This window comes from Buchnera aphidicola str. APS (Acyrthosiphon pisum) (assembly GCF_000009605.1).
GTDB classification, from domain to species: Bacteria; Pseudomonadota; Gammaproteobacteria; order Enterobacterales; family Enterobacteriaceae; genus Buchnera; species Buchnera aphidicola_I.
The window spans coordinates 85,952-101,741 of sequence record NC_002528.1 but is presented as its reverse complement, the minus strand read 5'-3'; the positions used below and the strand labels follow the sequence as shown (position 1 = coordinate 101,741).

The 15,790-nt window shown below is 25.4% G+C and carries 14 protein-coding genes and 1 other RNA gene; 7 read left to right on the top strand and 8 right to left on the bottom strand.

Translation table 11 applies throughout. The features are described from left to right. Positions 1 to 393: 393 nt before the first annotated feature. Both dapA and BU_RS00535 read left to right on the top strand, forming a co-directional pair. The gene (gene dapA, locus BU_RS00540) at positions 394 to 1,278 is read left to right on the top strand and encodes a 4-hydroxy-tetrahydrodipicolinate synthase (protein ID WP_010895943.1); all 885 of its coding nucleotides are present in this window, start codon (positions 394 to 396) and stop codon (positions 1,276 to 1,278) included. Beyond that, positions 1,256 to 1,510, top strand: coding sequence for a hypothetical protein (locus BU_RS00535; protein ID WP_009874049.1), 255 nt, complete (start codon positions 1,256 to 1,258; stop codon positions 1,508 to 1,510). Before dapA ends, BU_RS00535 begins: the two co-directional genes overlap by 23 nt. Positions 1,511 to 1,667: 157 nt before the next feature. Here BU_RS00535 and dapE read toward each other — a convergent pair whose 3' ends face one another. The 4 genes from dapE to BU_RS00515 form a co-directional block, all read right to left on the bottom strand. Then, positions 1,668 to 2,795, bottom strand: a complete 1,128-nt coding sequence (gene dapE, locus BU_RS00530) for a succinyl-diaminopimelate desuccinylase (RefSeq protein WP_010895942.1) — start codon at positions 2,793 to 2,795, stop codon at positions 1,668 to 1,670. A 104-nt stretch (positions 2,796 to 2,899) separates the two neighbouring features. Then, positions 2,900 to 4,897: a transketolase gene (gene tkt, locus BU_RS00525; protein WP_010895941.1), complete on the bottom strand. Its 1,998-nt coding sequence runs from the start codon at positions 4,895 to 4,897 to the stop codon at positions 2,900 to 2,902. A 54-nt stretch (positions 4,898 to 4,951) separates the two neighbouring features. Next, on the bottom strand, positions 4,952 to 5,902 hold the full coding sequence (tal, locus tag BU_RS00520; protein ID WP_009874046.1) for a transaldolase: 951 nt from the start codon (positions 5,900 to 5,902) through the stop codon (positions 4,952 to 4,954). A 239-nt stretch (positions 5,903 to 6,141) separates the two neighbouring features. After that, positions 6,142 to 7,362 carry a 3-oxoacyl-ACP synthase I gene (locus BU_RS00515; protein WP_009874045.1) on the bottom strand — a complete coding sequence of 407 codons (1,221 nt, stop codon included), beginning with the start codon at positions 7,360 to 7,362 and terminating at the stop codon, positions 6,142 to 6,144. Positions 7,363 to 7,500: 138 nt separating this feature from the next. Between BU_RS00515 and rsmI the strand changes: the two genes are divergently transcribed. Together rsmI and rnpB are read left to right on the top strand one after the other, a co-directional pair. Next, positions 7,501 to 8,349, top strand: a complete 849-nt coding sequence (gene rsmI / locus BU_RS00510; RefSeq protein WP_009874044.1) for a 16S rRNA (cytidine(1402)-2'-O)-methyltransferase — start codon at positions 7,501 to 7,503, stop codon at positions 8,347 to 8,349. 33 nt (positions 8,350 to 8,382) lie between these two features. Then, positions 8,383 to 8,755: RNase P RNA component class A (rnpB, locus tag BU_RS00505), an RNA gene on the top strand. Between the two features lie 71 nt (positions 8,756 to 8,826). On the opposite strand, the gene pmbA is transcribed toward rnpB, so the two are convergent. Next, entirely contained in the window at positions 8,827 to 10,167 is a 1,341-nt protein-coding gene (pmbA, locus tag BU_RS00500) for a metalloprotease PmbA (RefSeq protein ID WP_010895940.1), read from the bottom strand. A 193-nt stretch (positions 10,168 to 10,360) separates the two neighbouring features. Between pmbA and ppa the strand changes: the two genes are divergently transcribed. Beyond that, a complete protein-coding gene (gene ppa / locus BU_RS00495; protein ID WP_009874041.1) occupies positions 10,361 to 10,909 on the top strand; it encodes an inorganic diphosphatase in 549 nt (182 codons plus the stop codon). Between the two features lie 15 nt (positions 10,910 to 10,924). Here ppa and BU_RS00490 read toward each other — a convergent pair whose 3' ends face one another. Next, the gene (locus BU_RS00490) at positions 10,925 to 13,837 is read right to left on the bottom strand and encodes a translocation/assembly module TamB domain-containing protein (RefSeq protein WP_010895939.1); all 2,913 of its coding nucleotides are present in this window, start codon (positions 13,835 to 13,837) and stop codon (positions 10,925 to 10,927) included. A gap of 345 nt (positions 13,838 to 14,182) precedes the next feature. Between BU_RS00490 and rpmB the strand changes: the two genes are divergently transcribed. Together rpmB and rpmG are read left to right on the top strand one after the other, a co-directional pair. Next, a complete protein-coding gene (gene rpmB / locus BU_RS00485; protein WP_010895938.1) occupies positions 14,183 to 14,410 on the top strand; it encodes a 50S ribosomal protein L28 in 228 nt (75 codons plus the stop codon). A 10-nt stretch (positions 14,411 to 14,420) separates the two neighbouring features. Then, positions 14,421 to 14,588 (top strand): 50S ribosomal protein L33, encoded by a 168-nt coding sequence (gene rpmG, locus BU_RS00480; protein ID WP_010895937.1) that lies wholly within the window; start codon positions 14,421 to 14,423, stop codon positions 14,586 to 14,588. A 152-nt stretch (positions 14,589 to 14,740) separates the two neighbouring features. On the opposite strand, the gene fliR is transcribed toward rpmG, so the two are convergent. After that, complete coding sequence (fliR, locus tag BU_RS00475; RefSeq protein WP_010895936.1) at positions 14,741 to 15,517, bottom strand: flagellar biosynthetic protein FliR; 777 nt, start codon at positions 15,515 to 15,517, stop codon at positions 14,741 to 14,743. Continuing rightward, complete coding sequence (gene fliQ, locus BU_RS00470; RefSeq protein ID WP_009874036.1) at positions 15,517 to 15,786, bottom strand: flagellar biosynthesis protein FliQ; 270 nt, start codon at positions 15,784 to 15,786, stop codon at positions 15,517 to 15,519. The genes fliR and fliQ overlap by 1 nt, the downstream gene beginning before the upstream one ends. Between the last annotated feature and the right edge of the window lie 4 nt (positions 15,787 to 15,790).

Genomic DNA, 15,790 nt, shown 5'->3' with positions numbered 1-15,790 from the left:
TTTGAAAAATAATGCAATAAAAATTGCAAAATTTTTCTTCTGTAAAAATAAATACTTTTATAAAGATGTTACGTACAATCATACTTATAAAGCGAAATGTTAATAATAAATATATATTTTCTACCTTTGTTTCTCTATAAAATATATTGTTCAAATTAATTGTATTTCATTTAAAAAAATAAAAAATATTAAATATAAGTTATTATTATAAAAAATTTTTCATTGAATTAGATAATTAAAACTCTATTATATGTACAATATTATCTAATATTTATATATTTATTTGTCAATAAAATTATATTTTTAAGATATTATATTAATAATTTCTATATACTTAATTTTTAAAACGTGCCAAACATCCCATAAAATATTTTTTATGGAGGAGGACAACTAATGTTCAAAGGAAGTATTGTTGCACTAATTACACCCATGGATGAAAAAGGTCAGATTTGTCGTATTAGTTTAGAAAAGTTAATTAATTATCATGTTGCTAGTAAAACTGAAGCAATTGTTTCAATTGGAACTACTGGAGAATCCGCAACACTTAGTCAAGAAGAACACATAAATATTGTTATGCTCACTTTAGAATTAGCAGATGGACGTATTCCAGTTATTGCAGGTACAGGAGCAAATGCTACAACAGAAGCTATATCTTTAACCAAAAGATTTGAAAAATCTGGTGTTGCAGGTTGTTTAAGTGTAACGCCATATTATAATAGACCTACACAAGAAGGATTGTATCAACATTTTAAAGCTATTTCAGAAAACACTGAATTACCACAAATTTTATATAATGTACCCAGTCGTACCGGATGTGATTTACTCCCAGAAACAGTTGCCAAATTATCTCATTTTAACAACATAATAGGAATTAAAGAAGCAACTGGAGATTTATCAAGAATCCATAAAATAAAAGAATTAGTTAAAACTAATTTTTTATTAATCAGTGGAGATGATGCAACAGCTTTAGATTTTATGCAATTAGGCGGACAAGGTGTAATATCGGTTACAGCAAATATTGCTGCAAAAGAAATGATGGAAATTTGTTCGTATGCATTAAAAGGGGATTTTATAAATGCAAGATCTATAAATAAACGCCTAATGTTACTACATGAAGCGCTGTTCATAGAACCCAATCCTATTCCCGTAAAATGGTTAGCAAAAAAAATAGGATTAATAAAAAGTGATACACTTCGTTTGCCTATGACACCCGTTTTAGATTCTACACGTTTTCAACTTGAAAAAGCAATTCAATATGCTAATCTCAAAATATCATAGAAAATTTTTCAAAATTATAATAATATCTCAAATATTAAATATATTTTTAATAACATCTTGTACATTAAATGATTCTAAAGAAAATTATCGTTTTGATAAAATAAAAAAACAATTTCGTAGATTGATTATTCCGAAAGGAATTAGCAGCCCTAAAAAAAAAGAAGAATATAGCATTCCCTATCAAGATAAAGATCTCAAAAAAGAAAATTATGATATATTTCCACCGGTATAAAATATATAATATATTAAAAATAATAATAATATTTAAGAAAATATTTTTTATACTAAATATTCATGCGTAATAATTGGTGCAGACTATCTCTATGATATTCTGCATCATTTATAAAAAATATAAAAAATGTTTTTTTATAAATATTTTTGTTGAAAAATTAAGATAATAAATTTTTCATAATATCTTCATACATACAGCTTAATAATTTTAAATCAGATATTTTGACACATTCATTAACTTTATGAATTGTATTATTGACTAATCCTAACTCTACTACTTCAGAACCCATTAAAGCAATAAATCGACCGTCAGAAGTGCCACCAGAAGTAGATAAAATAGGCTTTTTTTTGTTAAAATAAAAAATAGATTGTATCACTGTGTCTATCAATAAACCTTTTTTAGTGATAAATGGTTTTCCTGAAAATAACCATTCTATAGAATAATTAATATCATTTGAATTTAATATATTTACTATTTGAGATTGAATGTGTTTTTCAGAAACTTCGGAACTAAATCTAATATTAAATTGAACAAATAGAGATCCTGGAATCACATTATTAAATCCATTTCCTGCATGAATATTTGCAATATTTATGCTGCTAGGTAAAAAAAAGTCATTTCCAGAATCTAATTTTATAGACAATATTTTTAAAATAACAGGTAACCCTTTATGTATTGGATTATCTGCTAAATCAGGATATGCAATATGCCCCTGTATTCCATAAATAGTTATATTAGCTGTAATTGAACCACGTCGACCATTTTTTATAACATCACCCACTATATTAGTACTAGAGGGTTCTCCTACTATACAATAATCAATCATATCCCTTTTAGACATTAAATATTCTACTATTTTAATTGTTCCATCAACTGCACTAGACTCTTCGTCTGAAGTAATAAGAAAAGACAAACGTCCTTTATGATTTGGAAACTTATTTACAAATCTTTCAGCCGCAGTAATCATTGCTGCTAAAGCACCCTTCATATCAGCAGAACCTCTGCCAAATAAATATCCACTTCGTATGACTGGTTGAAAAGGATCAGTTTGCCAATCTTTATCTTGACCTATTGGAACTACATCTGTATGTCCTGCAAATGTTAATGTTTTACCTGTACCTCTAAAAGCCCAAAAATTTTTTGTATCATTAACATTTACTCTTTTAATGTCAAATCCTATTGCACATAAACGTTTTATTATAATATCTTGACAACCTAAATCTTTTGGACTAACAGAAGGAATAGAAATTAGTTTTTTTGCTAATTCAGTAATAGAACAAGTCATATTTTTTCCTAATTTAATATTTCTATTGATAAATATTATTTTTATTTTTCATAAAAGATGGGGCTATAATTGAGCCCCATAAATATTTAAAATTTTTAAATAAATTAAGATTTTAATAAAATTAATGATTTATTGAAGATATTTTGTACAGTAAAACCAAATTTTTTAAATAAATCTTCTGCTGGAGCAGATTCACCAAATGTTTTCATTCCAATAATTACACCATTTATCCCTACGTATTTATACCAAAAATCTTCTATACTAGCTTCAACAGCAACCCTTTTAGCAACATAAGTCGGTAATACAAATTCTTTATAAGAAGCATCTTGTCTATCAAAAACACTAGTACAGGGCATAGATACAACACGTACAGAATACCCTAAAGAAGCCAATTTTTTTGCAGCAATTAAAGTAACATTTAATTCTGATCCAGTTGATATAAAGATAATATCAAGTCTTTTTTTTGAATCATATAATATATATGCTCCATAAGAAATGTTTTCTAATTGTTCAGAACTTCTCTCAAATTGATCAAGATTTTGACGTGATAAAATTAATGCTGTAGGTCCTGATGTTTTTTCAATAGCTTTTTTCCAAGCAACAGCTGTTTCTACTTGGTCACTAGGTCTCCATACATCTATATTAGGAGTTATTCTCAAACTAGATAATTGTTCTACTGGTTGATGTGTAGGACCATCTTCACCCAGTCCAATAGAATCGTGAGTATACACAAAAATATGTTTGGTACACATTAAAGCAGCCATACGAACTGCATTTCGTGCATATTCGACAAACATTAAAAATGTAGCAGTATAAGGTATAAAACCTCCATGATGAGATATGCCATTTGCAATAGCGGTCATTCCAAATTCACGTACTCCATAATGAATATAGTTTCCAGATAAATTATCTTTAATGGAATTACATCTAGACCACATAGTGAGATTGCTCGGTGATAAATCTGCTGAACCACCGATTAACTCAGGTAAAATCATCGCATATTTTTCTAATGTATTTTGAGAAGCTTTACGACTAGCAATACTTTGTCTATTTTTTTGTAAAAAAGAAATGTAATTATTAGTTACTCTATCCCACTCAACAGGTAATTTTTTATTTATTCGCCGCAAATATTCAGTCGATAAATCAGGATATTTGGATTGATATAAAGAAAATTTTTCGTTCCATTTCTTTTCAAGTTTAGATCCTTCTTCTATAAAATTCCATTTTTTATAAATTTCTTTAGGTATCTGAAAAGGAGGATAATTCCATTTCAATTGTTCTCGAATTAAAGAAATTTCAACCTCACCTAGAGGAGCTCCATGTGATTCTGCTGTTCCTGATTTATTAGGAGAACCAAAACCAATAATAGTATTGCAAATAATAATAGAAGGTTGATTTGTTATTAATTTTGCTTGTTTTATACTTCTTTCTATAGATTCTGAATCATGACCATCTATATTATCTAATACATGCCAATTATAAGATTCAAAACGTTTTGCTGTATCATCGGTGAACCAGTGAGCTGTTTTCCCATCTATCGAAATACCATTTTTATCATAAAAAACGATTAATTTTCCAAGATTTAAAGTTCCTGCTAAAGAACAGACTTCGTGAGAAATACCCTCCATTAAGCAACCGTCGCCTACAAAAACCCAAGTATAATGATTAATTATATCATATCCTGGTCGATTAAAATAAGAACTTAAAGTTCTTTCTGCAATAGCCATACCAACAGCATTTGCTAACCCTTGTCCCAATGGACCAGTAGTTGTTTCTACACCAGGTGTTTCACCTGTTTCAGGATGTCCTGGAGTTTTTGAATTCAGTTGTCTAAATTTTTTTAATTCTTCGATCGGTAGATTATAGCCTGTAAGATGCAACAAACTATAGAGCAACATAGAACCATGTCCGTTAGATAATATAAAACGATCGCGATCATTCCAATTAGGATTTGCTGGATTATGTTTTAAAAAACTTCTCCATAACACTTCAGCAATATCTGCCATTCCCATCGGCATACCAGGATGTCCTGATTGTGCATTTTGTACAGCATCTATACTTAACATACGAATTGCATTAGCTAATTCTTTTCGTGAATACATAGATTTTCCTTATCAATTTAAAAATATTAGTCAAACTTTATTTTTTTATATTATTTATATTTTTTTAGAAAATATTTTCTCTAAACGTAATTGATCTTTTCCAAAATTTCGTATGCCGTCAGATAATTTTTGAACCGCCATAGCATCTTGATTATGTTCCCATCGAAACTCTTCTTCAGAAAGTGCTACTGGAGGGACTGAAATAAAACTAGGAGGAGCAAGATTTCTATCAATTTTTGCAGTATTAGATTCGAGTTCTTTTAATAAAACAGGTGAAATAGTTAACCGATCACATCCAGATAAATATAATATTTGTTGAATGTTACGGAAGCTAGCCCCCATGATAATCGTTTTATAGCCATACTTTTTATAATATTCATATATTTTACAAACAGATATTACACCAGGATCTTTTCCTAAAAAAGATTTAGATAGTAAATTTTGTGAAATATACCAATCATAAATACGTCCGACAAAAGGAGATATTAAAAACACATTTGATTCCGCGCAAGCACGCGCTTGAGCAAAGGAAAATAAAAGAGTTAAATTACAAAGAATACTATCTTTTTTAAGTTCTTCTGCAGCCTTTATACATTCCCATGTAGCAGCTAATTTAATTAAGACTCTATTCCTAGAAATCCCTTGTTCTTCATATAAATCAATTATTTTTTTTGCTTTTAAAATAGACGCCTCTGTACTAAAAGATAAACGAGCATCTACTTCGCTTGAAATATAACCTGGTATTTTTTTTAGAATTTCTATTCCTAAATCTACTAATATTTTATCACTTGCATTGATGATCTGATCTTTATATAGCCCTCCTTTCTTTTTTGCATATTGCACAGCTTGATCTACAAAATTTTGATTAGTATTAGAACTTACTGCTTGTAGTATTAAAGATGGGTTGGTAGTGGCATCTTCTGGTTGGTATTTACAAATAGATTTTATATCACTAGTATCTGCAACAATAATAGAAAATTGTTTCAAAGCACTCAATTGATTCATATTTAATCTCTCTTGTTTTTCAATAAAAAAATTTAAATCAAAAAATAAATAAATTAGATTTCATAAATATATTTTTTATTTTATATAAACTGAATAATATATATTAAGAATAAAAAATCATTTTAATATCAAAAAAATATTAAAATGATTTTTTTAAAAAATACTAGTCAGATATATAAAAAATATGTTTTTTAAATAGAAAAAGATTTTTAAAAAATATTTCAATTATTGATAGTATATTAATATTTTTTTACTATTAGTGACACGTTAGTTCCACCGAAACCAAAACTATTAGACATAGCTGTATTAATTTCTATATTTGTAGTTTTTTGAATAATATTCATATTTTCCGCACAAGGTTCTAAATTTTCTATATTGATTGTAGGAGCTATAAAATTATATTTTAACATTAATAGTGTATAAATCATTTCATGTACTCCTGAAGCTCCTAATCCATGGCCAGTCATTGACTTTGTTGCAGAAATCATTGGTTTTTTTTCATTTAAGAATACTTTTCTAATTGCTTCTAATTCTATTAAATCACCAATTTTTGTTCCAGTACCATGTACATTAAGATAATCAATAGGAATATTTTTACCTTTTCTAGCTAAATTCATACAACGAATTGCTCCATCTCCTGAAGGTACAACTATATTTGAACCATCAGATGTGGCTGCATATCCAATAATTTCTGCATAAATATAAGCAGAACGAGATAAAGCTGAATTCAATTCCTCAATTACTAGCATACCTGCTCCACCTGAAATAACAAAACCATCACGATATACATCATAGACACGTGATGCTTTTTTGGGGTCATTATTAAAACACGTAGACAAAGCTCTCATTGCATCAAATTGCATTGCTAGTTCTAAACTTATTTCCTCTCCTCCACCTGCAAAAATAAGATCTTGCCTACCGAATTGAATTAATTCAAATGCGTTTCCGATACAATGTGCAGAGGTTGCGCAAGCGGAACTTATAGAATAAGTGACCCCATAAATTTTAAACAGAGTAGATAAGCAAGCTGATATTCCAGAAGGCATCGTTTTAACTGCAAGATACGGACTGATGCCTTTTGAAATATGTTTATTTTTCATGAGATGAATATCAGATGTTAAAGTATTTTTTGAAAAACTACATCCTGATCCAGAAATTAGTCCAACACGAGGATTTTTTTGATAATATTCTCTATCTATCTTAGCATCTTTAATAGCTTCCATCATAGCAACAAAAGAATATCTAGAAGCATTATTCATAAAGCGAGATAATTTTTGTGTTATTATGTTTATACTTTCTAATTTAATATTACCCCAAACTGCACTACGCATGCCTAATTTTTTCATTTCTTCTGAAGAAACAATACCAGAAACACCTTTATATAAAGAAGCTAGTACTTCTTTTTTATTATTACCAATGCTAGAAACAATCCCAATGCCTGTTATAACTACTCGTCTCACTTTTTGTCCTTACATTTACAAAAACTTATATATTCAATTAAAATTAGAATAAAAAAATAAAAAAATTTTATATTTAAATAAAATGTTTGATTAATCTTAACTATTATCACATATATAATAATATTTTATGGAAAAAAAATGAATGAATTTTATATTGGTATTCTTTATATTGTACCTACTCCTATCGGTAATCTATCAGATATTACTTATAGAGCATTAGAAGTGTTAAAAGATGTTGATATAATCGCCGCTGAAAACATCAGACACACTAATATTTTACTTCAACATTTTAATATTAAAAATAATTTAATATTAATGAACAAAGATAATGAAAAAAAACAAAGTCATAATTTGATCCAAGAACTGAAAAAAGGGAAAAAAATTGCTTTAGTTTCTAATGCAGGCACACCGATTATTAATGATCCTGGTTGTATATTAATAAAACAATGTCATATTTTTGATATAAAAGTAATTCCTCTTCCAGGTGCTTGTGCTGCTATCACGGCATTAAGCGCTTCTGGAATAATAAATAATCGTTTTTGCTACGAAGGCTTTTTGCCTTCTAGAAAAAAATCAAGATGTGATTTACTACATTCTTTAAAAGAAGAAACACGAACAATTATTTTTTATGAATCAAAACACAGGATACTTGAAAGTATAAAAGATATAATAGAACAAATAGATAAAAATCGACATATAGTAATAGCAAGAGAAATGACAAAAAAATGGGAATCTATTTATGGTGCAAAAGCAAGTTTAATACTTGAATGGCTTAAAGAAAATAAATATCGTTATAAAGGAGAAATGGTAATTATCATTGATGGTTTTAAAAAATTAAAAAATTATACTCTATCAAAAAAAATATTAGATACATTTTCAATATTAAGAAAGTTTTTTTCATTAAAAACATCAGTTTTAATTACTGCACAAATACATGATATTAATAAAAATAAATTATATCAATATGTAATAAAAAAAGAAGAGTGACAAAATTATTAAAATAATGTATAATTTGATTTTGAAGTTGACTAAAAACAGTCGCTGTTTAGTTTTTAAAAATTAAAAAGAGGAAAGTCCGGGCTCCATAGAGCAGGGTGCCAGATAACATCTGGAAAGCGTGAGCTTATGACTAGTGCAACAGAAAATAAACCACCTATTTTGTAATATATAAAAATATGGCCAGGGTGAAAAGGCGTGGTAAGAGCACACCGCATAATTGGTAACAATTCATGGCATGGTAAACTCCACCCGGAGCAAAGCCAAATATAGGATAAATTTTTTGTACTGCTCGTACTTCTTAAACCTGGGTAGGCTGCTTGAATTAGTAAGTGATTGCTAATCTAGATGAATGACTGTTAAAACAGAACCCGGCTTACACGAGTCAACTTCAATAACTAGAAATATTTTTATAAAGGTAATAAATTTATTACCTTTAGTTCATTATTTAAAATTAAACAATATAAGTTAATTTCCAGAAACCTGAATTTCAGATAATAATACCGAACCACATTGAATATTATTACGTCTATCAACATCACTGCTAATACTCACGATATTATTCCACATATTTCTTAAATTTCCAGATATAGTAATTTCATTAATAGGATAAGAAATTTTTCCTTTTTCAACCCAAAAACCTACTGCTCCACGTGAATAATTACCATTTATAATATCTACACCTTGTCCCATTAATTCTGTTACTAATATACCTTGATCCATCTTTTTTAAAAGTTCTTCAAAAGATATATTTTGATTCGAAACTAACCAATTGTGAATTCCACCACAATTTCCTGTACTGTCTAATTTAAGTTTACGAGCATTGTAGCAATTTAATAACCAAGTTTGTAAGATTCCAGCTTTAATAATATATTTAATTTCTGTAGCTACACCTTCATTATCAAAAGGTTTACTACCCAAACCTCGTTTTAAATGTGGATTTTCTTCAATATCAAGCCAATCGGGAAAGATTTTCATTTTCAGATCATTAATTAAAAATGTAGATTTTTGATAAACATTATCACCGCTAATCGCACTAGCAAGATGTGAAAAAAACATGTGAGATATTTCTGATGAAAAAATAATTGGAGATCTCATAGTTTGTATTTTTCGAGAACCTAATCTAGATATAGCTCGTTTAGCTGTTTTTTGACCTAAAATTTCTGGTTTTATTAAATCATCAATTCTTCTTGAAAGAGAATAATCAAAATCTCTTTGCATAGAATTTTTATCTTTAGCGATCATACAAGTATAATTAGAATAACGAGTAGATTTATATTTTTCTAACACACCTAGACTGTTTCCAAAAACATTTATAGTTGTATGACTATTTAAAAAACTTCCTTCACTATTAACAATCCTTTTATCAGATTCAAAAGCTGATTTTTCTGATAATATAGACATCTTAATGGCATTTTCTATGTTAAATTCCCACGGATGAAACAAATCAAGTTCCATAGAATGAAAGCATAAAAATTTTATGTCCGGCAAACCTGAGAAAAAATCAGAAGAAGAATATTTTGAAATATTAATAGCTATGTCTAACATATTTTTAATGTTCTTAATACTAAAATCTTTAGATGAAACACTACCTTTAGAGAACTTATTATATACTGTTATAAACAATCCACCATCGCTATTAAACTCTACATTTTCAACAACATTATTTCTTACATTAACACTAATACCTATTGTTTTTTTTATAAATACTTCTACAGAGGCATTAATATTTTTAGATAGTTTAAGAGTGTTTTTTACTGTATTCACAAGATGTAATTCTTCGTTTTCTATTTCTTTAATTAATTGCATATATATAAATCCTTACAACATGTTTTTTGTATATAAATATTATATTAAAAAACATTCAAAATTAAAACACATTACTTTGTACAAAACGTAGATATAATTATTCTTCGATGTTAAAATTTATTTAAAACTATAAACTCATCTACTTATCTTAAAATTATATAAAATAATCACAAAGTATTAATAAGGAAAAAAAATGAATTTAAATAAAATTGTTGCTGGTGATGATATACCAAATGATATATATGTTATTATAGAAATTTCATCAAATTCATCCCCTATTAAATATGAGGTAGATAAAAAATCAGGAATGCTTTTTGTCGATCGTTTTATACCTACTCCAATGTTCTATCCCTGTAACTATGGTTATATTAATCATACTTTATCTTTAGATGGTGATCCCTTAGATGTTTTAGTACCTTCTCATTACCCAATAAAGTCTAGCTGTGTCATTCATTGTAAACCTATTGGGATATTAAATATGCAAGATGAATCAGGTGATGATGCTAAAATAATAGCAGTACCCAAAAGTAAAATTTGCCAAGAATATAAAAACATAAATGATATATCAGATATATCAGAATTGTTAAAAAAGCAAATTACTCATTTTTTTCAGAATTATAAAACATTAGAAAAAGAAAAATGGGTGGAAATTATTGGATGGGGAAACTGTCAAGATGCAAAATTAGAAATTAATGATGCATATAACCGTGCTAAAAAAAATAGTATCTTTTTAAATAAGTGATATTTTTTGATAACATTAAAAAATAAAATTTTTTTCGTTAATTTGAAAGTAAAATAAGGAAAATTTTATATATCCAATTAAGTCATATTTTGAAAATAAATAATGCAAATTTAATTTCGAAGAAAATTTTACCTTTATTTTTGGAAAAATTAATACTGATATTTTTTTGCTATTAAATGCAATATTCCATTCTATATCAGCAGAGTTATTTTTGAAAAATGGTTTTAATGTAAATAATATATTTCCTTTATTCATCATTATTTCTTGATTAATCTTTATATTATCTACTTTTCCTAAAAAATAAGGAAAAAATAAAGTTATATACTTTAATATGTTGTTACTTCTAATAAAAATATTTTTAAAATGTACATCGGCCAAAACTTTAGGCTGATATAAAGTTCCAAATAATTTTATTTTACTTTGAAACTTACCACTAACTTCTTTAAAATTTGTAGTAAAAAAATTTATAAAAGAAAAAGGAAATTTATAAAAGATAAATTCACCTTTTATGTTTTTTTTGTTGTAAATGTCTATAATGTTTAAATACCCAAAAATATTTTTATTATTCGATAATTTTTTATTTTTTTTTATTATCCATTTACTTTTAAAATCATTTTTTATTAAATTCATAGATATTTTAAAAAAATCTATATTTTGAATAAAAATTTTTTTATTAATTTTTTTTTCTAATTTCGTATTATTGCCTTTTAAAAAAATTGCACCATCAGAAATCATTTTTCCTAATATTAATTTTAATTTTGCATTAATAGATAATTTACTTTCAAAACTAATGAAGGATCTATTAAATAAATTAAAAAAAGACATCTTTACATTGTATAAAAAAGATGAAAAACAATTCCTTTTTTTGATACTTTTTTGATAAAAATTAGTGATACTGTTATGAGAATCATAATAATGAATAAAATTATTTTTTTTTGCAGTAACTTGCCCCCAAAAAGTACGAATATTTATTTTTTTAAAAAAACCATGCCAATGTCCTGTCTTATTATTAAAAGCTCCATTTATTATTAAATTTATATGTAATCGATTACTTTTTAATAAAAAAGAAAAATTTTGTTTATGATTATTCGAATAAGTTTGAATATGTAAAGTATTAATATAAAATTTATAAAAATGAATTTTATTTGCATATATTAACATTTTTCCTGAAAATGTATTATTAATATTTATTCCCGTAAGTACTTTAATATTCTTAAAATATATGTTGTTCCAATTTAAGTCTCGAGCTAAAATTTTGCTAGATATAATAGGAAATTTATTATTTCCTAGAAAATTCACTTTAGCTTGCATTCTACCTTGTAATTTAGGAAAAAAATAATCTAAATTATTCGCATAAATAGATGAATAAATATTATATTTTTTTCCTAATGAACCTCTTAAATACAGTTTATTTTTTCCTAAAAGTAAATTTATCCCAGGAGTTTCTATAAAATTAAAATTTTTATAATATAAAGCGCCTAATATAGATAATTTTTTTTTCATTATATTAGCATATAAATCTATTTTAGGGATATGTACATAATGTGTATGTCTATCAGATTTTCCTGTGATGTTAATTTGTCCTATTAATTTTAATATATATTGATTGTATTTTATATAATCTTCTGGATGAATTACTTTTTTATAAAATTTTTTTTGTTTGATCGGAAAAAAATTAATTTTTTTTAAAAAAATATTATTTAAATCACCTCTCCCTTGAATATCAATGAAAATTGGAGGCAAATCTTGTAAAGTAAAAATATTTTTTAAAGAAAAAAAATAATTATTAATATATCCTTTTAAAACACCATCAAAACTTTTTAATTTAAATATATAATTTTTTTTAATTACACAAGATAAATTACGACTCTGTAATTTTATAAAAAATGGATAATCTGAAAAATTTAAAAATACTAAACCATTAATTTTCATATTATATAAATCTTTAGAGATTAATTTAAATATTAATTGATGATCTACGTTAAAATTGGCTTTAAGTTGAAAATTTATACTTTTATTATACAAGCTTGGTATTACTGTTTTACTATTCATCACACATGAAATAGAATAATCATTATTAAAAATAACTTTTCCATAAGAATTCATCTTTAAAAAGGAAGAATCTACTTTCATTTTATTTATTTGTAAAATATTATTTTCTATATTAGCTTGTAACTCTACTTGCAATAGATTCTTATATTCATAATCTATAAATTGTGTTTTATTGCATTTTAAAGACTTCAAATAAATATTTAATGGAAAATTTTTTTTTGTTTGATTTGAAGAAAAATACGAAAAACTATATATTTTTTTAATTTTATTAAAATTTTTAATAATAGTTGATTTATTTAAAATATTTTTTTTTTCAAAATTAAATTTTGCAGACGATACATGAATAGTATTTATATAAGTAGGTGAAAAAATAATATTATTTCTAACCAATTTTATGCCACTTAAAACATCTAAAAAAGATACACGTACTTTAGGTGATGTAAAAAGAATTTTATCTGCATGTATTTTTTTTAAAATAATCGGATATTTTATAAAAAAAATGTTTTTTGAAATCTTAGAGGGTAGGCTGTTTTGTGAAAAATTAGAAGCGGTATTTTTTTTTAATGAAAGTATTACATTTTTTGTCTCAATCTTTTTGAAAATTGTTGACATTTTAAATAAAGATCTAGTGTCTAATACTATATGTAAACTATTAGCTGTTATGGAGATTCCAAAAACATCATATTTAATATTTTTTAATGTAAAATCACGCCAATTTCCTGATATTTCTTCTGCTTTCAATCCTATAAAAATACGATTCGTAAAATTAAAAATATATTTAAAACCAACACTGCTTTCTATAAATAAAAAAAATATAACAAAGAAAACAGAAAAAAAAATTACAGATTTAGATATATATCTCCGATATATACTCATAAAAATTGTCCTGATTTAGTATTAAATTATAAATATAAAAATTAATTTATAATAAATTAACTAATAGTTAACATCATATATTTTATATTAAAAATAAAAAAAAGACGATATTTTTCTACTTGAAAACTATTTTTTTGCATGTTTTTATAATATATTTCTATTATATTAGAACTCATTTTAATTTTATAACATATTATATTCACTTCATAAAACACGTGAAAAATTAAACAACTATTATAGTTTTTTATAATATGTTAAAATATTGTTCTCTACTTTATAAAAAGTAAAAATTATAATGTTTTTTAATTTAAAATAATATCAAATATTAATTTGAGAGAACACCTCATGTCACGTATATGTCAGATCACAGGTAAAAAAAGAATGATTGGCAATAATCGTTCTCACGCTTTAAATGCCACCAAAAGAAAATTTTTAATAAACATTCAATACCATCGATTTTGGATTGCTGATGAAAAAAGATTTATTAAGTTACATGTTTCGACCAATGGTATGCGTTATATTGATAAAAAAGGAATTGAAACAGTAATAAGAAAAATAAATATGAAAAAATAAAGGTGAATCAATGGCTAAAAAATCTCGTGAAAAAATAAAAATGATATCTTCTGCAGGAACTGGACACTATTACACCACGACTAAAAATAAAAGAAACACACCAGATAAATTAAAATTAAAAAAATATGATCCTGTAATTCGTAAACACATCTTATATAATGAAGGAAAAATTAAATAAAAAAATAATCTATTTTTTTACACTAAAAATTAAAGTATAATTTTTTTAAAAAATTATACTTTATTTGTAGAAATTTTTTAAATATTAAAATTCATAAGATATACATTCATATGAAACAAGTATATTTTTAAATTATATAGAAAAAATTAAAACTATATATGTAAAAGATTATTATTCATAAAAAATATCAAATCATCTAAAATTTTTTTTAAAAAAGGCAGCATAACAGGTATTAAAAAATATAACATTAACATCCCTAATATTAAATTTAAAGGAAAACCAATGGAAAAAATAGATATCTGAGGAGATAAACGATTTAATAAGCTCATTACAAAACTAATAGATAATAAAATAATCATAATTGGTAAAACTAATAAAAGACCGTTTAAAAAAATAGAACTAGAAAATTTTAATAAAATAAAAAAAATATTTACATTTAAAAAATAACCATCAATAGGCATACTATAAAAACTATCAATTACTATCGAAATTAAATAAAGATGCATATTAAGAGTTATAAATACAAACAAAGCTAAAATATTCAAAAAACGAGATATTATAGAGGTGCCAATTTGACTATTATTATTAAAAAAGGTTGCAAATGATAGACCCATTTGTAAGCCTATTATTTCACCGGATAAATTTATTGTAGCAAACAATAATTGTGCAGTAAAACCCAAAACAATACCAATTAATATTTGTTGTAAAATCAATAAAAATCCAAAGTATGAAAATAATACTGTATGAACTTCAGGCAAAAAGGGCCATACTAACCAACTAATCATACCAGACAAAAGAATTTTGCTCTTCCTATTTATCAGTTTTTCCTTAAAAATAGGTGCAACAGAAAAAAAAGATAAAACTCTTATCATAGGCCAAAAAAAATTACTAATTAAAGTTATCAATTGTAAACTGTTAAATGTTAACATTATTTGATAATCAATATTATGTTATTAAATAAATTATGCATATAATCCAGCATAACACCTAACATCCAAGGTCCAAGTATTGATATTACGCCTAAAACAGAAATAATTTTAGGTATAAAAGATAAAGTTTGTTCATTCACTTGTGTAGCTGCTTGTAATATACTGATAATTAAACCACTAATTAAAGCTGCCAATAATAATGGTGATGCAATAATCAAGGCAACTTTCATAGCATTATAAAATAATTCCATTACATATTCGGATGTCATAAAT